21 protein-coding genes and 1 pseudogene are annotated in these 21,810 nt (G+C 69.2%); 13 read left to right on the forward strand and 9 right to left on the reverse strand.

The annotated features are described in order from the left end of the window. Positions 1 to 178 precede the first annotated feature (178 nt). Positions 179 to 322, reverse strand: a complete 144-nt coding sequence (locus ACIBG6_RS36610) for a hypothetical protein (protein ID WP_399227080.1) — start codon at positions 320 to 322, stop codon at positions 179 to 181. On the opposite strand from ACIBG6_RS36610, the gene ACIBG6_RS36615 reads away from it, so the two are divergent. Both ACIBG6_RS36615 and ACIBG6_RS36620 read left to right on the forward strand, forming a co-directional pair. Beyond that, complete coding sequence (locus ACIBG6_RS36615) at positions 321 to 524, forward strand: cold-shock protein (protein ID WP_030556983.1); 204 nt, start codon at positions 321 to 323, stop codon at positions 522 to 524. The genes ACIBG6_RS36610 and ACIBG6_RS36615 overlap by 2 nt on opposite strands. A gap of 642 nt (positions 525 to 1,166) precedes the next feature. Then, the gene (locus ACIBG6_RS36620; RefSeq protein WP_399227081.1) at positions 1,167 to 2,246 is read left to right on the forward strand and encodes an ATP-dependent DNA ligase; all 1,080 of its coding nucleotides are present in this window, start codon (positions 1,167 to 1,169) and stop codon (positions 2,244 to 2,246) included. Between the two features lie 179 nt (positions 2,247 to 2,425). Here ACIBG6_RS36620 and ACIBG6_RS36625 read toward each other — a convergent pair whose 3' ends face one another. Next, on the reverse strand, positions 2,426 to 2,647 hold the full coding sequence (locus ACIBG6_RS36625) for a hypothetical protein (protein ID WP_399227082.1): 222 nt from the start codon (positions 2,645 to 2,647) through the stop codon (positions 2,426 to 2,428). A 175-nt stretch (positions 2,648 to 2,822) separates the two neighbouring features. Here ACIBG6_RS36625 and ACIBG6_RS36630 point away from each other — a divergent pair, with 175 nt between their 5' ends. Then, complete coding sequence (locus tag ACIBG6_RS36630; RefSeq protein ID WP_399227083.1) at positions 2,823 to 3,212, forward strand: hypothetical protein; 390 nt, start codon at positions 2,823 to 2,825, stop codon at positions 3,210 to 3,212. Between the two features lie 181 nt (positions 3,213 to 3,393). On the opposite strand, the gene ACIBG6_RS36635 is transcribed toward ACIBG6_RS36630, so the two are convergent. Next, entirely contained in the window at positions 3,394 to 4,929 is a 1,536-nt protein-coding gene (locus ACIBG6_RS36635) for an FAD-dependent oxidoreductase (RefSeq protein WP_399227084.1), read from the reverse strand. A gap of 736 nt (positions 4,930 to 5,665) precedes the next feature. Between ACIBG6_RS36635 and ACIBG6_RS36640 the strand changes: the two genes are divergently transcribed. The 4 genes from ACIBG6_RS36640 (at position 5,666) to ACIBG6_RS36655 (ending at position 8,335) form a co-directional block, all read left to right on the forward strand. Continuing rightward, the gene (locus ACIBG6_RS36640) at positions 5,666 to 6,778 is read left to right on the forward strand and encodes a YihY/virulence factor BrkB family protein (protein ID WP_399227085.1); all 1,113 of its coding nucleotides are present in this window, start codon (positions 5,666 to 5,668) and stop codon (positions 6,776 to 6,778) included. A 443-nt stretch (positions 6,779 to 7,221) separates the two neighbouring features. After that, a complete protein-coding gene (locus ACIBG6_RS36645; RefSeq protein ID WP_399227121.1) occupies positions 7,222 to 7,638 on the forward strand; it encodes a phage holin family protein in 417 nt (138 codons plus the stop codon). Further along, positions 7,635 to 8,072, forward strand: a complete 438-nt coding sequence (locus ACIBG6_RS36650) for a DUF3618 domain-containing protein (RefSeq protein ID WP_399227086.1) — start codon at positions 7,635 to 7,637, stop codon at positions 8,070 to 8,072. The genes ACIBG6_RS36645 and ACIBG6_RS36650 overlap by 4 nt, the downstream gene beginning before the upstream one ends. Next, on the forward strand, positions 8,069 to 8,335 hold the full coding sequence (locus ACIBG6_RS36655; protein ID WP_399227087.1) for a DUF4235 domain-containing protein: 267 nt from the start codon (positions 8,069 to 8,071) through the stop codon (positions 8,333 to 8,335). Before ACIBG6_RS36650 ends, ACIBG6_RS36655 begins: the two co-directional genes overlap by 4 nt. 11 nt (positions 8,336 to 8,346) lie before the next feature. On the opposite strand, the gene ACIBG6_RS36660 is transcribed toward ACIBG6_RS36655, so the two are convergent. From ACIBG6_RS36660 to ACIBG6_RS36675, 4 genes are all read right to left on the reverse strand, one after another. Next, positions 8,347 to 8,865: a transposase gene (locus ACIBG6_RS36660; protein ID WP_399227122.1), complete on the reverse strand. Its 519-nt coding sequence runs from the start codon at positions 8,863 to 8,865 to the stop codon at positions 8,347 to 8,349. Continuing rightward, a complete protein-coding gene (locus ACIBG6_RS36665; protein WP_399227088.1) occupies positions 8,763 to 9,179 on the reverse strand; it encodes an IS5 family transposase in 417 nt (138 codons plus the stop codon). The genes ACIBG6_RS36660 and ACIBG6_RS36665 overlap by 103 nt, the downstream gene beginning before the upstream one ends. 786 nt (positions 9,180 to 9,965) lie before the next feature. Further along, positions 9,966 to 10,511, reverse strand: coding sequence for an MOSC domain-containing protein (locus ACIBG6_RS36670; protein WP_399227089.1), 546 nt, complete (start codon positions 10,509 to 10,511; stop codon positions 9,966 to 9,968). Positions 10,512 to 11,719: 1,208 nt separating this feature from the next. Next, the gene (locus tag ACIBG6_RS36675; protein ID WP_399227090.1) at positions 11,720 to 12,346 is read right to left on the reverse strand and encodes a DUF6326 family protein; all 627 of its coding nucleotides are present in this window, start codon (positions 12,344 to 12,346) and stop codon (positions 11,720 to 11,722) included. Positions 12,347 to 12,373: 27 nt separating this feature from the next. Here ACIBG6_RS36675 and ACIBG6_RS36680 point away from each other — a divergent pair, with 27 nt between their 5' ends. Next, positions 12,374 to 13,513, forward strand: coding sequence for a sensor histidine kinase (locus ACIBG6_RS36680; RefSeq protein ID WP_399227091.1), 1,140 nt, complete (start codon positions 12,374 to 12,376; stop codon positions 13,511 to 13,513). After that, positions 13,510 to 14,166 carry a response regulator gene (locus ACIBG6_RS36685; protein ID WP_398561193.1) on the forward strand — a complete coding sequence of 219 codons (657 nt, stop codon included), beginning with the start codon at positions 13,510 to 13,512 and terminating at the stop codon, positions 14,164 to 14,166. The genes ACIBG6_RS36680 and ACIBG6_RS36685 overlap by 4 nt, the downstream gene beginning before the upstream one ends. 130 nt (positions 14,167 to 14,296) lie before the next feature. Here ACIBG6_RS36685 and ACIBG6_RS36690 read toward each other — a convergent pair. Continuing rightward, positions 14,297 to 14,733: pseudogene (locus tag ACIBG6_RS36690) on the reverse strand (hypothetical protein). A gap of 140 nt (positions 14,734 to 14,873) precedes the next feature. Here ACIBG6_RS36690 and ACIBG6_RS36695 point away from each other — a divergent pair. Further along, positions 14,874 to 15,428 (forward strand): hypothetical protein, encoded by a 555-nt coding sequence (locus ACIBG6_RS36695; protein ID WP_399227092.1) that lies wholly within the window; start codon positions 14,874 to 14,876, stop codon positions 15,426 to 15,428. A gap of 252 nt (positions 15,429 to 15,680) precedes the next feature. Further along, a complete protein-coding gene (locus ACIBG6_RS36700) occupies positions 15,681 to 16,772 on the forward strand; it encodes a DUF5954 family protein (RefSeq protein ID WP_399227093.1) in 1,092 nt (363 codons plus the stop codon). A 106-nt stretch (positions 16,773 to 16,878) separates the two neighbouring features. On the opposite strand, the gene ACIBG6_RS36705 is transcribed toward ACIBG6_RS36700, so the two are convergent. Beyond that, the gene (locus tag ACIBG6_RS36705) at positions 16,879 to 17,151 is read right to left on the reverse strand and encodes a hypothetical protein (protein ID WP_399227094.1); all 273 of its coding nucleotides are present in this window, start codon (positions 17,149 to 17,151) and stop codon (positions 16,879 to 16,881) included. 753 nt (positions 17,152 to 17,904) lie between these two features. Between ACIBG6_RS36705 and ACIBG6_RS36710 the strand changes: the two genes are divergently transcribed. Next, positions 17,905 to 19,368 carry a xanthine dehydrogenase small subunit gene (locus ACIBG6_RS36710; protein WP_399227095.1) on the forward strand — a complete coding sequence of 488 codons (1,464 nt, stop codon included), beginning with the start codon at positions 17,905 to 17,907 and terminating at the stop codon, positions 19,366 to 19,368. Beyond that, a complete protein-coding gene (xdhB, locus tag ACIBG6_RS36715) occupies positions 19,365 to 21,809 on the forward strand; it encodes a xanthine dehydrogenase molybdopterin binding subunit (RefSeq protein WP_399227096.1) in 2,445 nt (814 codons plus the stop codon). Before ACIBG6_RS36710 ends, xdhB begins: the two co-directional genes overlap by 4 nt. Position 21,810 lies beyond the last annotated feature (1 nt).

A 21,810-nucleotide genomic window follows, 5' to 3' on the forward strand; every position in this document is an offset into this window, starting at 1 on the left:
GTACGACGTGGACGGTGAGGGGAGGGCCCGGGAACTGGCCGCCGGCCTGCACGCCGTCTTCTACGGCGACCTCGAACCTCTGGCCCGCGCCGTACCTCCCACGCCCTGACGGTCATCTGCCCCTAGGACATGAGGCGTTTCCTCTGGTGACAGGGTGTGCGGGCGTGTAACGTCCCCGTTAGCTGTCGTGGTTCGGATCTTCCCCTTTGCCCATGCCTTCGGCGTGGGCTTTTTTGCTGTGCTGTGCCGCAGGAACCAGGGCGATCACCTCCGCCTCCCACACCGTGTGGGCGGCGTTCATCGACTGGAAGGCATGAGACATGGCTACGGGAACTGTGAAGTGGTTCAACGCGGAGAAGGGCTTCGGCTTCATCGCCCAGGACGGCGGCGGTCCGGACGTCTTCGCTCACTACTCGGCGATCAACTCGACGGGCTTCCGTGAGCTCCAGGAGGGCCAGATGGTGACGTTCGACGTCACCCAGGGCCAGAAGGGCCCCCAGGCGGAGAACATCAACCTCGCCTGACCCCCACCCTCCGGCGGAACTGGGGCCGTGACCTGGACAACGGAATCGGCCCCTTCACTCACCCGGACGGACAAGGCTCCCTACCGGCCCGTGCCGGAATGGAGCGCGCGGGACAAGGCCCCGGTCCCCGTGACGGGACGCAGTACGGCCGGGGCCGCCCCCGCAAAGCAGCCGCGCGCCCAAGGGCACGGTGACTGCAGCCGGGATCCCGCCCGCGACTGATGTCCCTCCACGTCCGCCCGTCGGTACACGGGATAGGCCGGGTCACCACCGTCATCCGTACGATCGGCGTCCGTCACGGACGGCGCCCACGGCCTCGTCACCGACGGCCTCTACCTCGACCTGCGGCACGCACTTCGTAATCCGGTCGACGACCCCGCACTCCGTTACGCCACCGCCCTGGCCCCCCCAAGGTCGACCCGGCCACCCGCAGCCTGTCCGGCCAGTGCGTCTCGATCCGGCCCAGGTTCACCTTGTTGCGGGCGATGGCCTCCAGCGGCCCGTAGCCGAGCTTCCCGACGACCCCGTCAAGGGACGGCTGGCTGGCTGGTGCCAGGCGCGCCGCTGCTGTTCATGCGCGTGAACGCCGAAGCGGCCCCGCCGTGAGGCGAGGCCGCTCGCGCAGGAGCTGCGAGATCTCACGTGAAGGCGTTGTCCTCATCTCGGACAATAGACGTGAAGGGAAGGCAGTCCAGGGTGACGTTGCGACCGCCGGTGGAGCCGATGCTGGCGCAGGCTGTGGAGTCGGTGCCGGGACCCGGCGTGGCGGGCGAGCTGGCGTTCGAGCGGAAGTTCGACGGCTATCGGGTCCTGCTGTTCACCCCCGCCGGGCCGGGCGGCGTCCTTCTGTTGCAGACCCGTCGCGGGGCACTGATCCAGGACCGGTTCCCCGACCTTGTCGCCGCGGCGGACAAGTTGCCCGACGGCGTGGTCCTGGACGGCGAGCTCGTCGTCTGGGACACCAAGGCAGGCCAACTGTCGTTTGAAGGGCTGCAGCGGCGCACCGCTGCCCGCGGCCGCCGCAGCACGCGCGCTCTCGCTGCGTCGCTGCCCGCGTTCTTCATCGCCTTCGACATCCTGCAACAGGACGGAAGCGAGCTGATCGACTACCCCTACCGCCAACGCCGCCTCCGGCTGGAAGCCCTGTTCGCCCTCCACCGGCTCACCTCCCCCTGGACGCTGTGCCCTATGACCTCGGATCTGATCAAGGCCCAGCAGTGGCTGGAGTCCTGGACCGAGATCTCCGGCGTGGAAGGAATCGTGGTCAAGGCGGTGAACCAGCCCTACCGGCCAGGACACAGGGGCTGGTACAAACTTCGTCGCCGGAACACCACAGAGGCGATCATCGGCGCGATCACCGGCACCCTGACCCGGCCCCAGCTCCTCCTCCTGGGCCGCCGCGACGTCTCCGGTCACCTCCGCTCGATCGGCCGCACGGCCCCGCTCCGCGCCGAGCTGGCGCGCCTGGTCGGCGGCAACGTGAACGCGGCCGAAGCCGGACATCCCTGGGAAGGCCGGCGGTTCGCATCGGCGTGGGGCAGCCGAGACGTCCTGGACGTAACCCTCGTACGCCCCGAGCTGGTCGCCGAAATCAGCGCCGACACAGCCGTCGACCAAGGCGGCGTCTTCCGGCACCCGGTCCGCTTCAAACGGCTGCGCCTGGACGTGACCGCGGAGGAGGTACCGCTGTTCAGCACCGGTCCGAGCACGGCCACCGGATGATCGAGCTGGACATGAACAACCGCCTCGACCTGGACCTGTCGCTCCGGGCGACACAGTCCGGAGGCCCGCGCATTCCGCAGCCGCAGCCCCGCAGTGGCACTGGGGCCACCCTGCCTGGCCGGAGCCGTGGTGAATTTTGCATGGCCGTACGCAGTGGTACGCAGCGGAACCGTCGGCGGCTACCACTCGGGGTGGACGTCATGGCTGTCGTAGCGGGAGCCTGTGTCGGTGATCCAGGGCCGGAAGCGGCCGGGTCCGGAGGCTTCGTGGGCGTAGGTCACTGGTTCCTCCGTATCGTCGGTGACGATGACGGCTCCGGCCTTTTGGGCGCAGCGCAGGGCGTGGGTCCAGTGGCGGCCGCGGTGGCCGGTGCGGAAATCGGGGGTCTTGCACTGGGTCATCGGTTCTCACCGCCATGCATGTCGAATGCCTGCCAGTACAGGACGGGCGGGCGCCCAGCAGATGCCGAACAGGCAGGAATACCCGATTTATGCAACTTTGAACATCTAGATTTGCCGGCCACGGGGCAGGTGCCGGCTGTGCTCCGCCATAGTCGATCATGCAGCCGGAGAAACGATGCCGCCGAGCGTCTCAGTCCTCCTGTACAGCAGCGACGCCGGCACCCGGGCGCAAGTCCGGCTGGCGGTCGGCCGTGGCCCCGCGTCCGACGTCCCGCCGGTCGCGTTTGTCGAGTGCGCGACTCTGCCCGCGGTCCTGCTGGCACTGGACACAAGCCGCATCGACGCCTGCGTGCTGGACGGCGAAGCGGCGCCCGCCGGCGGTTCGGGGGTGTGCCGACAGATCAAGAACGAGGTCTTCCGCTGTCCACCGGTCCTGCTCTTGATCGGACGGCCGCAGGACGCCTGGCTGGCTGGCTGGAGCCACGCCGACGCCGTGATCACCCTGCCTGTGGACCCCGCGGAACTCGCCGCGTCCCTCGCCGCACTGCTCCGCGCGCCACGGTAGGCATGCTCGGGCTGGAAGGAGTCGTCCAGCGCTTCACCCCCACCGGACGGCTCACTGTTGAGGTGCTTCGATCCCGGTCGCCCCTGGCACGTCCGGCCTCCGCGTCGGAGACGACCCCGGGAACCCCGAGCTGAGCGGAGCACCCGAGACGCTCTTCTCGCCGACCTCCGCGTGCGATGGGTCAGGTCTCGTCGCTCTTGAGGAGGGGGCGCGGTTCGAGCGGGTGGACGGCGGGGCCCTGGAGGACGGAGCCGTCGACGGCGAACCGAGATCCGTGGCAGGGGCACTCCCAGGCACGCTCGGCGTCGTTGAAGTGGACGAGACAGCCCAGGTGGGTGCAGCGCGCAGACACGGCGTGCGTCGCGCCGTTCTCGTCGCGGTAGACCGCGCAGCGCCGCCCACCGACCCGTACGAGGGCTCCGGTACCGGGCGTGATCTCCTCGATGCTGTCGGCGTGGGAGGTACGCAGCCGGTCGCCCACGAAGTGCTTGAGAACCGAACCCTGCACCTTCAACAGGGACGGTGTCTCACGGACGTGGAGGCGCCGCGGGTCGTAGAGCGAGGCCCAAGGCAGCTCGCCGCCCGTGATCTCGGCGGTGAGCAGTCGCCCGGACATGACGCCGTTGCTCATGCCCCAGCCTCCGAAGCCGGTCGCCACGTATACGTGCCGGGAACTGGGATGGAAGGGCCCTACGAAGGGCACCTTGTCAGTGGTGGTGTTGTCCTGCGCCGCCCACCGGTGGGTGATCTGTGCGTCCGGGAAACGTTCCATGGTCCAGGTGGCGAGCTGCTCGTAGCGCTCGCTCACGTCGCCGACGCCCGGCGTGAACTTCTCCCCGGTGACGATGAGCAGCCGCTTCCCTTCACCGTACGGAGCCGTGCGCACCGACCGGGTGTTCTCCTCCTGGGTCAGGTACATGCCCTGCGGATCACGGTCGGCAGGAAGAGCCGCCGCGATGACGAGTTCACGGTGCGGTTCGAGCCGAGAGAACAGCAGGGCACGGTCGAAGACAGGGTAGTGAGTGGCCACGACGACGTCTTGAGCCACGATCTCTGCCCCGCTCTCGGCGGTGAGCCGGCACGGCGCGCCCTCGTCGAGCGAGACGATCCGCGTTCGTTCGTGCACGGACCCGCCCCGGCCGACGAAGTCGGCGACGAGAGCAAGCAGGAACTTGCGCGGATGAAACTGCGCCTGGTCGTCCATCCGGACCGCGCCCGCGACGGGATACGGAAGTCCGGTTTCCGAGACGAACGAAGCCGCCAGCCCGGCCTCGCGCGCCGCATCTGCCTCGGCCCTCAGCTGGTCGACCGCGTCCGCGGACTCCGCGTACGTGTATCCCGGGACGCGTTCCAGCTCGCAGTCGATCCCCAGCTCCGCCGCGACCCGGTCAACGTACTCGACGGCCTCCTGCTGCGAGCGCGCGTACTGCCGCGCCCCCTCCACACCGAACGACTTGCGCAGTTGTGCGTAGAGGAGGCCGTGCTGGGCGGAGAGCTTCGCGGTGGTGTAACCGGTGACTCCCGCCGCCACGCGGTCCCCTTCGAGCAGGGCGACCCGCAGCCCGGCGCGTGCCAGCTCCCAGGCGGTGCAGATGCCGGCGACACCGGCGCCGACCACCACCACCTCGACTTCCAGATCACCTGTAAGAGCGGGATACTCGGGGCCCGTCCCGGTCTCCATCCAGTACGACTCGTAGGTACCGGGCATGCGCGTCATAAGCGGTCTCCCACTTCCGTCCATGTCGTGCCGTGGCGCCCATCCGGCCTCGCTATCCGGTGGCCCTTTCGGGGCCGGGCAGGAACGTCTCGTCAAAGTGATAGCCGAATCGCCGGAGTCCCCGGACGAGGGCGACTGCCTGTCAGCCGGCGGCCCGCACTGGGGCAGGATGGGGGCGTGGCCGCGCTCACCCAGTCCCATGCTTCGCGGGCGACGCGCTCCGCGGGTGCATCGTCGATACGACGGCTCCCCCCCCACTAACGACGCTGCCGTCGTCAGTGGGGGCCGAGGTGCCATTTGCTCATCGTGACCTCCGGAATCGATGGCGAGTGCCAACCTCGTCTTGGCGTCTGACCCACATCGGCATCGCTCAATCCTCTCGACGACCCTCGATTCGGCGGCCGAATGAACGCGCTGGGCGCCGCTCGACGTAATCCGGTGGACACGGTCGCGTGCCCAGGAGCTCAAGTGACGCCGGGAGTGCCGTTCCTGGCGGCCTGAGACTGATCCGGCGAGGATGCGGCCACTGCTCGCGGAATCAACGGGCGCGGGGCCAGTCGAGACTGGGGGCGACAGGTCAAATATTTCGTTCAAGACCAGTCACTGAGCGTGCAGGCAGCACCGCCTTGATCAGCGCTCACGGCGAAGTGCCTCGACGCTGCTTCGGCTACTGCGATCGCGAGAATCGGGGCCGGCTGGACGTTCCCGGTGCAGCGTTTGCGGTTACCCGCACGGCATGGCACCTATGTGGCAGCGCAAGCGCGACGAACAGCACCGGCACGAGGGGCAGCACCTGGACGTCGGCCGTGAGGGGAACGACAGGCGCGGGGGCGGAGCGAGGCCCGCTCCGCAGGTGCAACGCGATGCGCCGGACGAGCCTACGGACATGGGAAGGAAGTCGTGGGGGGCGGTGCTGAAGCGGACGCTGAAGGAGTTCAAGGACGACGAGCTGGCCGACCGGGCTGCGGCGCTGACCTACTACGGCATCCTGGCGCTGTTCCCCGCCCTGTTGGTGCTGGTCTCACTGCTGGGTATCGCGGGGAAAACGGCGACACAGGAGGTCTTGGACAACCTCACGAAGCTTGCCCCTGGCGCGGCCCGCGACGTCATCACCAATGCGGTGAGCCAGCTGCAGTCCTCCGGCGGCACGAGCACCGCTCTGGCGATCGTCGGCCTGGTCATGGCCCTGTGGTCGGCCTCGGGGTATGCGGCCGCCTTCATCCGTACCTCCAACGCCGTCTACGACATCCCCGAGGGTCGCCCGGTCTGGAAGATCACCCCGTTGCGGCTGGTCCTGACGCTGGTGCTGATGATTCTTGCCTGCATCAGTGCGCTGCTCGTGGTGCTCACCGGCCCTCTCGCCCAGCAGATCGGCACGGCCCTGGGCGTCGGGGACACCGCCTTGAGCGTGTGGTCGATTGCCAAGTGGCCGGTCCTGGTCGTGCTGGTCACCATCATGATCGCGATCTTGTACTGGGCCTCACCCAACGCGCGCGGCCGCGGCTTCAAGTGGATCACCCCGGGAAGCTTCTTGGCCCTGCTGATCTGGATGATCGCCTCGGCGGGCTTCGCGTTCTACGTGGCGAACTTCGCCTCCTACAACAAGACCTACGGCACCCTCGCGGGAGTGATCATCTTCCTGGTCTGGCTCTGGATCACGAACCTGGCGATCCTGCTCGGCCTTGAATTCGACGCCGAGATGGCCCGCGAACGCGCCATCATCGGAGGCCACCCCAAGGACGAAGAGCCCTACGTCGAGCCCCGGGACACGTGCAAGTGGAGTGATGAGGAGCGCAAAGACATGGGCGAGCGCTGGCCCGGTGGTGTACGGGATGACGGAAGCAGGTGATCATGCGCCTTCTGGATGACGTTCGTCGCCTCGACCGCCGGCTGACCCACCACGCCGCCTCTTGGGATTCACCCTGGGCGCGGCAGGTCCTGCCGGCCGCGGAGTCCGCGGCCGAGGAAAGCAAACTCTGGTAGAGCACGGCCGTCCTGATGGCCGCAACAGGCCGGCGCGCCCAGCACAAGGCTGGGGCCACCGCCCAAGTGCTTTCGAACGCCGTGTGCAAGCAGAGCGCACTACCCCAGCGACATCGCCGCCGCCATCGGCATCGCCTGCGCCCTCGTGGTCCACCACACCCCCCGCCTGCCGCGCCACGTCCTGCTGTAGGGCGCCCGACACCCAGGTTCGGCCGGATGGGCCAGCAGATGCCGGGTACCCGCCAGGAAACGACCGACCCTCCCGGCAGCAAGGAAGCACAAAGCCCCCCGAAGGCTCAGGTGACAATGATGAGCAGGTCAGTGGATCACCCGCCCCGTCACGACGACGAGCCGGTGGGTGCGCTGGTCCAGCAGGCATCGGAGCAAATTTCCACGCTGATACGGCAGGAACTGCGACTGGCGCAGGCGGAGATGCAGCACAAGGGCAAACGGCTCGGGCTCGGCGGCGGCCTGTTCGGCGGAGCAGGCGTGATCGGATTCATCGCCCTGCAAGGCCTCGCGGCCAGCGCGATCATTGCCCTGGACCTGATCTGGCCCCTGTGGGTCTCGGCGCTCACCGTCACAGTCCTGCTTGCCGTGGTGGCCGGCGTGCTCGCCGGTGTAGGCAAGAAGCAGGTCAGTCAGGCCACCCCACCCGCCCCCGAGCAGGCCATCGAGGGCGTCAAGGCAGACGTGGCCGAAGTCAAGGAGAGGGCACACCGATGACGGACCAATCACAGAACAACGACGCCGCCCCCACTCCCGACGAACTGCGAGAACAGGTGGAAGACACCCGCGAGGAGCTCGGCGAAACGGTCGAGGCGCTGGCCGCCAAGGCCGACGTCAAAGCCCAAGCACAGCAGAAGGCAGCGCAGGTCAAGAGCCAGATCCAGGACAAGGCCGCCCACGCTCTCCATGCAGCTCAGGACAAGACGCCCCAGCCGGTGCGTGAGAAGGCAGCCCAGACCAAGAAGCAGCTGACCGACACCACCCACGCCCTGGGGGGCAAAATCCAGGACAGGACGTCAGGGCCGACCCGGGAGAAGGCCTATCGGATGGCAGACTCCGCGCGCAACAGTCGCGGCCTGCTCACCGCCGGCGCCGTGGCCGCACTCGCCATCGTCTTCTTCGCCAGGCGCACCAGGAGGGGTGCTAAATGAAAGCGTCCAAAGTCGCCTACAGGCCGGTCGGCCTGGCGCTCGGGGCCGTGAGCGGTGCCGTGGCCGGCGCAGTGTTCAAACAAGTATGGAAGACCCTCGGCCATGAGGAGGATGCCCCCGACGCCACAGACCAGGACCGCAGCTGGCCGGAGGTCCTGGCCGCTGCCGCCCTCCAAGGCGCGATCTTCGCCGGAATCAAAGCCGCAGTCGACCGCGGTGGCGCCACTACAGTGCACCGCCTCACAGGAACCTGGCCCGGCTGACACCTCGCACATCACCCAGGCTCCTGGCTCTCTTCTGCGTCCGGCCGACGTCGCGGGTGGCGATGCCGCGCCATTGTTTGAGGCGGTGGAAGCAGCGTTCGACGACGTTGCGTCGTCGGTAGGCGGCTTTGTCGAACCCGCAGGGGCCGTTCCCGGCGCCGCTTGCGGCCGGCGAGTTGGTCGACGCGTTCGGGGATCGTGGCCTTGATCCCGCGGCGTCGGCGGTAGGCCCGGAACGTGCGGGCCGAGTAGCCCTTGTCCGCGACTACGTGGTCGGGCCGGGTCCGGGGCCTGCCCGGTCCTGGCCCTGCCACGCGGATGAGGCTGATGACGGCTTCGGCCTGGGTGCAGTCGTTGCGGTTGCCTGCGGTGACCAGGAAGGCCAGGGGTCGGCCCTGTCCGTCGCAGGCGAGGTGGAGTTTGGTGGTCAGACCGCCACGGGAGCGTCCGAGGCCGCGTTCTTCGAGCCCCTTTTGGCGGCGGCGTGCTGGTGGGCACGGACGATCGTGGAGTCGATCGCGACCAGCCAGTCCACCTCCGCCCGGCTTTGGGCTGCGGCCAGGAGGCGGTCGAACGTTCCGTCGACGGCCCAGCGGGCGAACCGTCCGTGGACGGTCTGCCATGGGCCGAACCGCTCGGGCAGGTCTCTCCAGGGCAGGCCGGTGCGGAACTTGAACACGATGCCCTCAAGGACCTGGCGGTGATCCCGCCACCGGCCACGAGCACGGCCCACAGGCGGCAACAGCGGCTCGATCACCGCCCACGCCGCGTCAGAAATCTCCCCATCCCTCACCACCGGACCAACGATCCGATGATCGGAAAGACACCCCCTAGACCGCCACACCGCCCACTTCGGCTGAACCGGTGGCTCGCCGAGCCCACGCAGAAAACCCAGCCGAAGGCCACCGCTCCGCCCAGGTTCGTGAACACCACTCCTCTGCCACGGTCGCGCTGGCTACGTAGGTCAGAACTGAGAGCGGATGTTCCTGGCGTTCGGGAACGATCCCAAGGGCAGAGGCTCGGAATTATTGATGAGAAGTAGCAGTGCTCCGCGTGCCTGCCGTGTTGAGAGGACTCACTCCGCGAGGCGGCGCTTCCACCAAACATCTGTGGGTGGTGAGAACGGATCTGGCAGAGTCCGTGCCAAGAAGCGGTCGTCCAGGGGTGCGACCGCTCCGAGAAGTTCACGGCGTGCCTTGCGATTCATAGCCGAGGCTGCACCTTCCAACAGTGTTCGCGCGTGTCTGTCCCTCCAGATGGTGGTTCCGCACCCGTGATTGGGGCCATGGTCTGGCCATGGCTGAAGCGCCAGCGCCCATGCCCGGAAGGCGTCTGCGACGTGACCGGAAGGCAACTTGTACTGAACTTCGAACCGTGCGATCTGCCCGTTCGTAGCAGCGGACAGTCCGCCGATCACGGGTGCCCGCCGATGATGCGTTCGGCGTCGCGGGAGCTGCGCCCTGATCTCGCCCGATGACCGGCGAGGCATGAACACTTCCAGTAGCAAGACGTTGGGGCGACCGACACCGCCCGCTGCATGCCGCAGTCCGCGAGCGCCGGGATCAGCATTCCCGGGGCCCGGCGCGACCCCGGCGTCACGCGCTGGCTGCCTAGGTCAGAAGCAGGTGCTCTAGACCCGCTCCAGTGGGCGGTGGGGAAGGGGCGGGGGTTCGACCTGGATCGAATCGTGGGGGCGGACGATCCCTCCACGGCGGACCACAGCCATGACGCCACACTTGAACGTGAACTCGCCGGACACGGGGTCGATGGCGAAGACCTCGCCGAGCAGCCCCTCGCGGAAGTCGTTGATCTTCGAGCACGGGTTGCGCAGTCCCGTCACCTCGAGAACCGCCTGCTCTCCGAGATGGAGCAGAGCGCCGGTGGGCAGGCCCAGCAGGTCCACGCCGCGCGTGGTGATGTTCTCGCCGAGTTGGCCCGCGGAGACCTCGAAGTCCTTGAGCGCGAGCTCCTCGAAGAGTTCCTCGTGGATCAGGTGGACCTGACGGAGGTTGGGCAGGTCCGGCTCGTAGGTCATACGGAACTGGTGGCGGATCGTCTCGCCTGCGTGGACGTCTCCTTCCACTCCGAGCCCCGTGAGCAGAGTGATGAAATCGCGATTGGACTTGCTGAACGAGTACATCTCGTCGCGGCTCACTGCGGCGACCTGACCAGTCATCACGCCCCCTGTGGTTGTTCTGTAGCCGGTTGATCTTAGACGCGGTGCAGTCGGCCCCGTGGGTGAGGCATGCCGTGAGCGACCTCGTCGGCGGAATGCGCAAGAGCGTAAGGAATCCGACCGCGTCCCGTCACCGACACCCGACAGACAGGATCTGGTGCCTGCGATATCGCGGGGCAGTTTCGTGCGGCTGAGCCAATGCTCACCGAACGCACCCGGGTCTTCGCGCACGCGGAGCGGTGGGCGGTCCGGTGCTGGGAGCCGGTGTGGCCTCCGCCGCGCCTGCCCCGGCCCCGAGCGGCCGCGAACAGGGTTGCACCGGAGGGAGGCTGAACCGTTGTCTGGACGGTTGCATGCGGCGGGGGACCGGAGGTGTTGCCGGAGGTGGGAGCCGGTCAAATCGGACACCGTCTGTTGTTCCTGGTCAGCGCGGGTGGGCAAGCCTTCCCGCGACGAGGACACCTCTTTCCCACGCGAGAGCCGTGGGGAAGAGGGCCTCTCCACCGCTGGGGCCGGCGCCGGACCCGCTGCTGTCTGCTGCCCGCGGCATGGGTGGCGGCCTGCCTGGATTGCGGAACGAGCCTGGCCGCACCGCTCAGCGCGCGTTGTGCGGGCGGCGAGCTCATGCGGTCGAGGAAGTCGCCGAAGGGCTCATCGAAACCCCTCTTCGACGCCAGGGCTTCGGCCACAGCATGCCAGCGGCCGGGGTCGGTCCCGCACAGGCGCAGCAGCGCGTCGGACCCCAGGGACGCCCAGATCGACCGGCTGAAAGCCGCCAACAGAGCCCTGCAGCACCGCCTTGCCGAGCAGGCCACGACGATCGAGGACCTGACCGACTTCAAGAAGCGAGCCCTGTCTCAACTCGCCGCCCAGCACGAGGAGATCAACCAGCTCCGCCGACAATCCGGACCACCCTCACTGAGGGCGCTTCCGCCTCGACGACCGGAAGCCGTCATCGGGACTTGCGGCTGACCCCCGTCCCGACCGTGGCGGGTGCCAGTGACGCGGACGACGACGTTGCCGCGCTCGGGGTCGGTGTCGACGATGCGGTGGGACCTGTGTGCGCATCCGATGACCTGACCTGCCGGTAGGGGCCTTGGAAGGCCCCTACACGACGTCCCCGTGGTAGTTGGTGTCCCACCGCCAGGAGGCCCACACCGCGGCACCGAGGCAGATGGCTCCGAACAGGACGGGGACTGCTCTTGGGTTCACGCTTGCTGCTGGGCGCGAACGGTTTCACGGTCCGGGCTGGTCGCCATGGTCGCCGACGGTGCGGTGCGGGGCCAGGTCCAGGCGTACCGCAGGATGAGGGCGAGAACGATCACTTCCAGTGCGACGCCAAGGCCGTAGAAGTACCTCCAGGACTCGCCCACCGCGTTGAATGCCGCGAAGGGGATCTGTACCGAGGCCACGATGAGGTTCGTGATGCGGTTCGCCCGGGCGGGTAGCGTCATCGACAGCACGACCATGAGGATCGGGATCGCCATGAGCGCGAGGAAGACGGTCAACAACGTCTGGCTGATGTCGAACTCCCAGACGACGCCGACCAGGATGTCTTCGATGACGCCGGGCTTGAAGAAGGCGAGAATGTCCACGTAGACGTACAGGAACATGAAGCTTGTCCACGCTGCGGCGAGCTTGGCTCTCACCGGGATCCGCTGGTCTTCCAGTGTGGCGGTGGGTTGACGTGTCCTCATCATGGGCTCCGTGGTTGTGGTGAGGATCGGTAGGTCCACGATCGTTGAGCCCGGCGGCGGGCACATCGGCGTCGAGGCCGGACCCGCCTCGGCCGTCGGGAGGAGCGGCGTCTCGTTCTTTCGGTCGGTCCCCGACACCTCGGCGGTCCGTAGGCTAGGTGTGTGATGACCAACGCCCTGAGCTCGCTGTGGGCCGAGCCCCGCGCCACGGACGCTCCCGAACGGGTGTCGCGCGACTGGGTGCTGGTCGCGGTGTTGATGGTGACGGCGCTGCTCGAGGGAGTCCTCCGGGACGACGTCGCCTGGCGGCCGTTCGCGACGATCGTGGCGGTCGGACTTGCGCCGGTGCTGCTGTGGCGGCGTACCCACCCGTTGGTCTGCGTCGTGGTGGGCTTCGGCACCGCCATGGCGTTGGGACTGGCGAGCCTGCTGGGCGGGATCCCGGGCGTGGGCCTGAACACGATGATCTACATCCTGGTGCTCGTCCACGCGCTGGTCCGCTGGGGCTCAGGGCGCGAGATCGTGATCGGGCTGGCGGTGGTGACGGTCGCTGCGGTATTCAGCATTGCGACCGACCACACCGGGCCGGCCGAGCTCTTCGGCGGGTTCGCCGTCCTGGCGGCGGCGGCGGCGGGCGGAGCGGCGTTCCGCTACCGCGCCGAGAGTTGGCGCCGGGCGTTGGACCAGATCCGCAGCCAGGAGCGGGTCGGCCTCGCGCGCGAGCTGCACGACATGGTCGCCCACCACGTCTCGGCGATCGCCGTGCAGGCGCAGGCGGGCCGGGCGATGGCCGGGCAGCGACCGGAAGCGGCGCTCGAGACGCTGGCGGTCATCGAAGGGGAAGCGTCGCGGACGCTCGCGGAGATGCGGGCGATGGTCCGGGTGCTGCGCGACGGAGCGCCGGCGGAGTACGCTCCCCAGCCCGGCGTCGCCGACCTGGTGTCCCTCGCCCGACGCGACCCGGTCCCGGTCGTCGACGTAGAGTTGTCAGACGACCTGGACGAACTTCCGCCCCAGGTCGACGCGGCGGTCTACCGGCTGGCGCAAGAGGCGCTGACCAACGCCCTGCGGCACGCCCGCAACGCCTCGCGTGTGGAGATCCGGGTCGTAGAGGGCGCGGGAAGGCTGCGACTACGCGTGACCGACGACGGACAGACCGACCCGGCACGGTCGGTGAACCACGGCTTCGGGCTGCTGGGGATGACCGAGCGCGTGCAGCTGCTCGGCGGCACGCTGCGTGCCGGGCCTGCGCCCGAGGGCGGGTGGACGGTCGACGCCGAACTGCCGACGAAGGTACGCCGATGACGGTGCGCGTTCTGGTGGCCGACGACCAAGATCTGGTGCGCACCGGCCTGTCGATGATCCTTGACGCGCAGCCCGACATCGAGGTCGTCGGCCAGGCCGCCGACGGCCACGCCGCCGTCGAGCTGGCGCATCGGCTCCGCCCCGACGTGTGCCTGGTCGACATCCAGATGCCCGGGCTCGACGGCATCGAGGTGACCGAGCTCCTCGCAGGGCGGGGCGTCCCGGACCCGATCGCGGTAGTGGTGATCACGACATTCGACCTCGACGAGTACGTCCAGGGCGCGCTCCGGGCCGGCGCCCGAGGCTTTCTGCTCAAGGACGCCGGGCCGGAGCTGCTCGTCCAGGCCGTCCATGCCGCCGCCGTCGGCGATGCCCTGATCGCGCCGAACATCACCCGGCGGCTGCTAGCCACCCTCGCCGCCAGGGAACCGTCGAGCCGACGGACCCAACCGATCGAGCCGCTCACCGAACGCGAGGAGGAGGTGCTGACGCTGGTCGCCCGTGGCCGCACGAACGCCGAGATCGCCGCCGAGCTATTCATCGGCTTGACGACCGCCAAGACCCACGTCGCCAGCCTGCTGACCAAAATCGGCGCCCGAAACAGGGTCGAGATCGCGATGTGGGCGTACGACACCGGCCGGGTGGGGAACTGAACCGAACCTGACGTGCACGCTAGCCCGCTTGGGTGAACGGCGCGTCGCCCCGAAACGCCACCTATCTCGACAACGCCCGCACGCTCGACGCCCACGCCATGAGCCACCGCGACGCCCACGACCCCATCCGTCAACTCGCCAAATAGAGCCGCGCGGCAGTTCGAGCCCCGACCTCCTGCCGCGCCCGACCCGTCACCACGCCAGGGCACACCCGCCCACCCCTGGCCCGCTCACATCTGCCGCTGATCCGATACGTCACGCCGGCCTCGCCGCGTACCCGTCCGACAACGAGTGGACCGAGGTCCGTGCTGGCCTTCGCGGACCTCAGCCCTGAGCCGGTGGCGTTCCAGGCGGCAGTGACACAACCTTCCTCCCAGTGCCACCATCCCTGGCCCTCGCCGTGTTCCAGGAGCTTGCGGATCCGCGGCAGATCCGCGTCCGGCGGGACATCCGGTGCGACCATGCGGTACCGCTCGATCCCTTCAGCACGATCAGCCGGATCGTGCTGTTCTGAGACGGCTGGACCGTCTCACCGGCCCAGAAGACACCGTCGCCATCGAGCTCCACCTTGATGATGTCCCCGCTGGCGACTCCGCGTACGAACCAGGGCGTGTTGTCCAGCGCAGGCGGTCAGCCCGCTGGACGAACCGCACCTGGAGGCCGCCGACGCACTCGCCCAGGCCCTGCGCGCCCGCGGCATCCACACCGTGGCAGCCGGGTTCGGCGGCGACGAGGTCGCCCGCGCCCGCCGCACCCCCGGCGAGCCGCCGCGGACGCCGGTCGCACCGCCCTGGTGCGGCGAGCGGGTACGCGACCTGCTGGGCGACGTGAACACCGCGATTTCCCCGGCCACTGTGGCGCCGGAGACCGCACTGATCGCCCTGGAGGTCGCCACCCCCACCACCGGCACAGTCACCTGGGACGACACCGATCTCGCCGAAGCCGACCCGACAAGCGTGTGGTCGAAGGTCGGACTCGTGCCACAGGACTACACCCGCTGGCCCATGGACCTGCGCGCCAACATCCACCTCGGCCAGCCCCGCACCAGCGACGACACCCCGCTGCTCCACGCCGCGCGCGCGGCCGACGGCGCCGACAGCAAGGCCGCCGTGTTCGTCACTCACAACCTGGAGAACGCCCGCATCGCGGACCGCATCGTCGTCCTCGACGGCGGCCGGATCGTGGAGTCGGGGACCTTCGAATCCCTCCTCGATGCGGCCGGGTTGTTCGCGGAGCTGTACAAACTCTCCCTGGACCGGTGAAACCGCTGGTCAGCGCAGTGCAGTGGCGCCTCAGCGACGGGCACCTCATCAGACCCGTCTACAAGGACGGCCCGGTCGAAAGGCCACCTTCACCCGGGAACGCTGCGCCCTCGGCGCCGGACACCTGTACGCACAGCAGACCCCCACCACCGCGAGCTACCGCCGCGCCCGCCATGTCCCCGCTGCCCACGACCGAGGCGGAAATCCGGTGAATCCGCGATGCGAGCGCACCGGGGCCGCCACGATGGTGGCGTGAGCGAAGAGGATGCGGGGCCGGGGGAGTGGCCGGTGGTGGTGAGGGTTCCGGTGGAGCCGGTAGAGGCCGCGATGGAGGCCGATGCCCTCGACGCCGCGGTACGCCACAGCGCCCTGGCGGTGCGGGGCCCGCTGTTCGGTGTCGCTGCGCACAGCGAGGATGACGGGCGGCGGTGGCGGGTGGTCGTCGAGGTCACCCACGGCTGTCCGCAGCAGGCCCGCGACGCGCTGAACTCCCTGCTCTGGTTCAGGGCGAAGGATCAGGCGACGAGCAGAAAGGAACGGCGCGCGCTGCTGGCAGCGGTCGCCCGGCTGGAGAAGGAGTACGTCGACGAGCTCACCGTGCTCGACATCCGCTACCGCGTCGTGCGGGCCGAGGAATACGCGGCCGTCGACGCACACGGCGACATTGAAGCGCCCCGGCCCACCGACCCCGAACCCCTCACCCCCGACTGGAGCCCCGGCGCCGGCGCCCGCAGCCCGCGGGTCGACGACGGCCTCGTCCTGGACCCGGACGCACCCCTCTCCCCGCTCCAGGCGGCGGAGCGAGTCGCCCTGCGCCCCCTGGCCTACAGCGGCACCCGCTTCCCCGCCCCGGTCCTGTCCGACTCCGCACGGGCCGTGGAAAGCCATCCGGACGTCCTGCTCATGCCGGCGGCCTTCCTGATCGTCGAGCGGACCGGCAACGGCCCCTGGTCCCCGGGCAGCGGGCTCCAAGCCACCGCCCACGACGCACGCCGCACCCTGGACTTCGCCCTGACCTGGATGGAACCACGCACCCGCGGCCTGATCTCCTACGACGCCGACCGCACGGTCGACGCCCGCCACCCGGCCGCCGGGAACACCGAAGCGGCGGTCGCGGAACTCAAAGAATTTGCGGAAGCCGCGGACAGGCTGCGTGCCGGCCGGTGCGACGAGGTCGAGGCCCACGGCACCGTCTACCGGATCGCCCGCTCCCGACGCCTGCTGCGCTGGGGCCCCGACGGACCGGAAGGCCCACGCCCGTCCGACACCACCAACCACACCCCCGCGGCGCTCCACCCGCGCCTCGACGAGGACGGCACCGTCCACTTCGACGAGCCCGAGTGACGGCGAAGGGCCATGTCATTCGCACGCCGACCATCACCGATGGCCCCCATGGGCTGGGAACCTTCAGTCGGGGGCAGGCGTGTCGCCCTCGCCGCAGGCGCGTGGTCTAGAGGATGAACACGCTCTGCGCGGTCTCCGTGTTGTACGTCTCGCCCGGGTACACGAGCCACTCCACCTGGCCGGTGCAGTCGGGGCCTGAGTGGACTTCGGCGATCGCATCGGTGTTGTTGGTCACCGACGAGGGGAACCAGTCGACCGCGTAGCAGCCACTGGGGTCTTCGTACGGGGCGCCGTTCACGACGAGGACGCCTTCCGCGGCTGAGGCGGAAGCGGGAAGGCTCACCGCGAGGAGAGCTGCTGCGGCGAGCGCGAAGGTCATACGGCGGATTTTCATGATCAGTTCAACGTCCGATCCCGTACGGGGTCACGGCTCGAGCAGGAAGAAGTGACGGTTCGGACGCCGGCGGTCTCTTGCCCGGCCCACTCGATCAGCGGGTCGTACGTCGCCTGTGCTCCCGACCCCATCGAGCCGGTCTCGGGTCACGGCACGGCCGCACTTGCGGGACACCGCCGGCGTCCGCGGCGAGACGGAGGGAAGAGGCGAGTCGGCCCCCGGCCGCCGCCATCGCCGACTCGTCCAGCACGATGTGCATCGCCCCGGTATCGGCGTGCGCACGGTGGACCAGCCGGGAGGCCGGCACCCAACTGCTGGTTCCACTACGCCCCCTCGTGCGCGCTCGTCGAAGCTGACCGAGACCGCCCGCAGATCGATTCCTCCGCGGCGGGCGGTGCCCTCTTGACCTCGGTGATGTCAGCAACTAACTTGCGGTCGACGTAGACCCACCACGACCGAGAGGAGGCGACCAGCGGATGTGCACTGCCACTGATCTGAGTCGCCTCGCCCACACCACGGTCTGGGTGCCGGGTCGTATCGCGCACGGCTGCTGACTCGCCGTTCTGACGTGCCCTTCCGTGGCACCTGCTGATCTTCCTTTCACCACCTTCTGGCACGTCGCTGTCACGTGCCCCTTCGCGCCCGCCTCCGGCATGTGGCGCCCCTGAACACAGAAAGCTGCCTGAAATTGGCGAACATGATGAACCGACCGCTCGCGCACCGAAACGAAGGCCCGTCATGGTAGGGGCGCGGATCACGGTCAACGGGAAAGAAACACCCCTCGCTCCGGCCTCACCCCACACCACCGTGCTGGAATTCCTGCGCGAGCGGGCGCTCACCGGCTCGAAGGAGGGCTGCGCCGAGGGCGAGTGCGGTGCCTGTTCGATCCTGGTGGCCCGTCCCGGGGTGCACAAGCCCACCGACTGGGTGGCGGTCAATGCCTGTCTGGTGCCAGTCGCGGCACTCGACGGTCAGGAGATCATCACCTCCGAAGGTCTGGCCACCGCCGGCGACCCCGGAACGCCGCCCACCCTGCACCCGGTGCAGGAAGAGATGGCGGTCCGTGGCGGCTCGCAGTGCGGCTACTGCACGCCGGGATTCATCTGCAGCATGGCGGCCGAGTACTACCGGCCCGACCGCTGCGCACACGAGGACCCGGACGGGAACACCGACGCCGAGCACGGTCCGAACGGCTTCGATCTGCACGCGTTGAGCGGCAACCTCTGCCGCTGCACCGGCTACCGCCCGATTCGCGATGCCGCGTTCGCCGTCGGCGCGCCGACCGACAAGGACCCCTTGGCGCGGCGTCGCGAGCAGGACCCGCCGGCCCCGGTCGCCACCGAATACGCCGCGGACGAAGGGGTGTTCCTCCGGATGGGCACCCTCACCGAGACGCTGCGGGTGCTGCGCGAGCGGCCCGACGCGGTGGTGGTCGCCGGATCCACCGACTGGGGTGTCGAGGTCAACATCCGTTCCCGCCGGGCGGGTTGTGTGGTCGCGATCGACCGGCTGTCCGAACTCCGGGAGCTGCGCGTCGAATCCGGGCACATCGAGATCGGGGCGGCGTTGACGCTCACCGAGATCGAGCGCCGTCTCGACGGGAGGGTCCCGCTGCTGGCGGAGCTGTTCCCGCAGTTCGCGTCCCGGCTCATCCGCAACGGTGCGACCCTCGGCGGCAACCTGGGCACCGGCTCCCCCATCGGTGACGCCCCGCCGGTGCTGCTCGCGCTGGAGGCCTCGGTGGTGCTCGCCGACGCCGACGGTGAGCGCGAGATCCCTCTGGCGGAGTACTTCACCGGCTACCGGCAGAGCGTGCGTCGCCCCGGCGAGCTGATCCGGGCCGTGCGCGTGCCGCTGCCGCTGTCGTCGGTCACGGCCTTCCACAAGATCGCCAAGCGGCGCTTCGACGACATCTCCAGCGTGGCGGCCGCCTTCGCGCTCGATGTCGAGGACGGGACCGTACGCAAGGCACGCATCGGCCTGGGCGGTGTGGCCGCCACCCCGATCCGCGCCCTCGCCACCGAGGCGGCGCTGGAGGGCGAGCCGTGGACGGCCGAGACCGTCGAGGCCGCGGCCGGAATGCTGCGGGGCGAGGGCACGCCGATGGACGATCATCGGGCCAGCTCCCTCTACCGCTCCGCGATGCTCGGCCAGAGCCTGCTCAAGCTGTACGCCCAGACCACCGAGGCGGTTTCCTCATGAGCCATCTGTCCGAGCGCCCCGAGAATCCTGTCGTCGGCGTCTCGATGCCGCACGAGAGTGCCTTCCAGCACGTCACCGGCACCGCGCTCTACACCGACGACCTGGTCCACCGCACCAAGGACGTCCTGCACGCCTACCCGGTCCAGGTCATGAAGGCCCATGGCAGGATCACCGCGCTGCGCACCGAGCCGGCCCTCGCCGTGCCCGGGGTGGTCCGCGTGCTGACCGGTGCCGACGTGCCCGGCGTCAACGACGCCGGGATGAAACACGATGAACCGCTCTTCCCCGACGAGGTCATGTTCTACGGCCACGCGGTCGCCTGGGTGCTCGCCGAGACCCTGGAGGGGGCCCGGCTCGGTGCGGCGGCCGTCGAGGTGGAGATCGACGAGCGGCCCTCCCTGATCAGTCTGCGGGACGCGATCGCGGCGGACAGTTTCCACGGTGCCCGGCCCGTGATGGTGACCGGCGACGTGGACGCAGGCTTCGCCGACTCCGCCCACGTCTTCACCGGCGAGTTCCAGTTCTCCGATCAGGAACACTTCTACCTTGAGACACACGCGGCGCTGGCCCATGTCGACGAGGCCGATCAGGTGTTCGTCCAGAGCAGCACCCAACACCCCTCCGAAACCCAGGAAATCGTGGCGCACGTGCTCGGCCTGCGCAGTCACGAGGTGACCGTGCAGTGTCTGCGGATGGGTGGCGGCTTCGGCGGCAAGGAGATGCAGCCCCACGGGTTCGCCGCCGTCGCCGCGCTCGGCGCCAAGCTGACCGGCCGGCCGGTTCGGCTGCGGCTCAACCGGACCCAGGATCTGACCATGTCCGGTAAGCGGCACGGTTTCCACGCCGCCTGGAAGATCGGTTTCGACGCCGACGGCCGCATCCAGGCCCTGGACGCCACCCTGACCGCGGACGGCGGCTGGAGCCTCGATCTGTCCGAGCCGGTGGTGGCCCGTGCGCTGTGCCACATCGACAACACCTACTGGATTCCGCACGCTCGCGTCACCGGCCGCATCGCCAGGACCAACAAGGTCTCCAACACCGCCTTCCGCGGCTTCGGCGGACCACAGGGCATGCTCGTGATCGAGGACATCATGGGCCGGTGCGCGCCGCTGCTCGGCCTGGACCCGGCCGAGCTCCGCGAGCGCAACTTCTACCGGCCGGGTCAGTCCACGCCGTACGGACAGCCGGTCGTCCACCCGGAGCGGATCTCCGCCGTCTGGGACCAGGTCAAGGCGGACGCACGCGTCTGCGAGCGCGAGCGTGAGATCGCCGCCTTCAACGCCGAGCACCCGCACACCAAACGGGCGCTCGCCGTCACCGGCCTCAAGTTCGGGATCTCGTTCAATCTCACGGCCTTCAACCAGGCCGGCGCGCTGGTGCTGATCTACAAGGACGGCTCGGTCCTGATCAACCACGGCGGCACCGAGATGGGCCAGGGCCTTCACACCAAGATGCTGCAGGTGGCCGCGACCTCGCTGGGCATCCCGCTGCACAAGGTGCGGCTCGCCCCGACGCGCACCGACAAGGTGCCCAACACCTCCGCCACCGCGGCCAGCGCGGGGGCCGATCTGAACGGTGCGGCGGTGAAGAACGCCTGCGAGCAGTTGCGCGAGCGGCTGCTGCAGGTGGCCGCCACCCAGCTGGGGACGAGTGCCTGCGACATCCGGATCGTGGAGGGCGTCGCGCGCGCTCTGGGCAGCGACGCGGAGCTGGCCTGGGACGACCTGGTGCGCACCGCGTACTTCCAGCGGGTCCAGCTGTCGGCGGCCGGTTTCTACCGGACCGAGGGGCTGCACTGGGACGCGAAGACGTTCCGGGGCTCACCGTTCAAGTACTTCGCCCATGGGGCTGCCGCGGCCGAGGTGGAGGTCGACGGTTTCACCGGCGCCTACCGCATCCGGCGGGTGGACATCGTGCAGGACGTCGGCGACAGCCTGTCCCCGATGATCGACATCGGTCAGGTCGAGGGCGGTTTCGTGCAGGGCGCGGGCTGGCTCACGCTGGAGGACCTGCGCTGGGACACCGGTGACGGCCCGCACCGCGGCCGGCTGCTGACCCAGGCCGCGAGCACGTACAAGCTGCCGAGTTTCTCGGAGATGCCCGAGGAGTTCAACGTCACGCTGCTGGAGAACGCCACCGAAGAGGGCGCGGTCTACGGGTCCAAGGCGGTCGGCGAGCCTCCGCTGATGCTCGCGTTCTGTGTGCGCGAGGCACTGCGGCAGGCCGCGGCCGCGTTCGGGCCGGGCGGGGTCGGTGTCGAGCTTGCGTCGCCCGCGACGCCGGAGGCGGTGTACTGGGCGATCCAGACGGCTCGGCACGGCGATGCGGCTCGGCACGGCGATCCGTCCCGCAACGGGCACGCCGGGGACGGGCCGACCGGGGACGAGCAGGCCGCCGACGGCCGACTCCGCACCGACGCGGAAGCGCTGAGCGGTGCCTGAC

Source organism: Streptomyces sp. NPDC050842, from assembly GCF_044456565.1.
In the GTDB taxonomy this organism is placed as follows: domain Bacteria; phylum Actinomycetota; class Actinomycetes; order Streptomycetales; family Streptomycetaceae; genus Streptomyces.

Excerpts from the sequence above, each read along its gene's own strand:
- xdhB (WP_399227096.1), top strand. The coding sequence starts at position 19,365 with ATGAGCCATCTGTCCGAGCGCCCCGAGAATCCTGTCGTCGGCGTCTCG.
- ACIBG6_RS36685 (WP_398561193.1), top strand. The coding sequence starts at position 13,510 with ATGACGGTGCGCGTTCTGGTGGCCGACGACCAAGATCTGGTGCGCACC.
- ACIBG6_RS36710 (WP_399227095.1), top strand. The coding sequence starts at position 17,905 with ATGGTAGGGGCGCGGATCACGGTCAACGGGAAAGAAACACCCCTCGCT.
- ACIBG6_RS36680 (WP_399227091.1), top strand. The coding sequence starts at position 12,374 with ATGACCAACGCCCTGAGCTCGCTGTGGGCCGAGCCCCGCGCCACGGAC.
- ACIBG6_RS36645 (WP_399227121.1), top strand. The coding sequence starts at position 7,222 with ATGAGCAGGTCAGTGGATCACCCGCCCCGTCACGACGACGAGCCGGTG.
- ACIBG6_RS36610 (WP_399227080.1), bottom strand. The coding sequence starts at position 322 with ATGTCTCATGCCTTCCAGTCGATGAACGCCGCCCACACGGTGTGGGAG.
- ACIBG6_RS36635 (WP_399227084.1), bottom strand. The coding sequence starts at position 4,929 with ATGACGCGCATGCCCGGTACCTACGAGTCGTACTGGATGGAGACCGGG.
- ACIBG6_RS36630 (WP_399227083.1), top strand. The coding sequence starts at position 2,823 with ATGCCGCCGAGCGTCTCAGTCCTCCTGTACAGCAGCGACGCCGGCACC.
- ACIBG6_RS36640 (WP_399227085.1), top strand. The coding sequence starts at position 5,666 with ATGGCACCTATGTGGCAGCGCAAGCGCGACGAACAGCACCGGCACGAG.
- ACIBG6_RS36650 (WP_399227086.1), top strand. The coding sequence starts at position 7,635 with ATGACGGACCAATCACAGAACAACGACGCCGCCCCCACTCCCGACGAA.
- ACIBG6_RS36625 (WP_399227082.1), bottom strand. The coding sequence starts at position 2,647 with ATGACCCAGTGCAAGACCCCCGATTTCCGCACCGGCCACCGCGGCCGC.
- ACIBG6_RS36655 (WP_399227087.1), top strand. The coding sequence starts at position 8,069 with ATGAAAGCGTCCAAAGTCGCCTACAGGCCGGTCGGCCTGGCGCTCGGG.
- ACIBG6_RS36705 (WP_399227094.1), bottom strand. The coding sequence starts at position 17,151 with ATGACCTTCGCGCTCGCCGCAGCAGCTCTCCTCGCGGTGAGCCTTCCC.
- ACIBG6_RS36615 (WP_030556983.1), top strand. The coding sequence starts at position 321 with ATGGCTACGGGAACTGTGAAGTGGTTCAACGCGGAGAAGGGCTTCGGC.
- ACIBG6_RS36670 (WP_399227089.1), bottom strand. The coding sequence starts at position 10,511 with ATGACTGGTCAGGTCGCCGCAGTGAGCCGCGACGAGATGTACTCGTTC.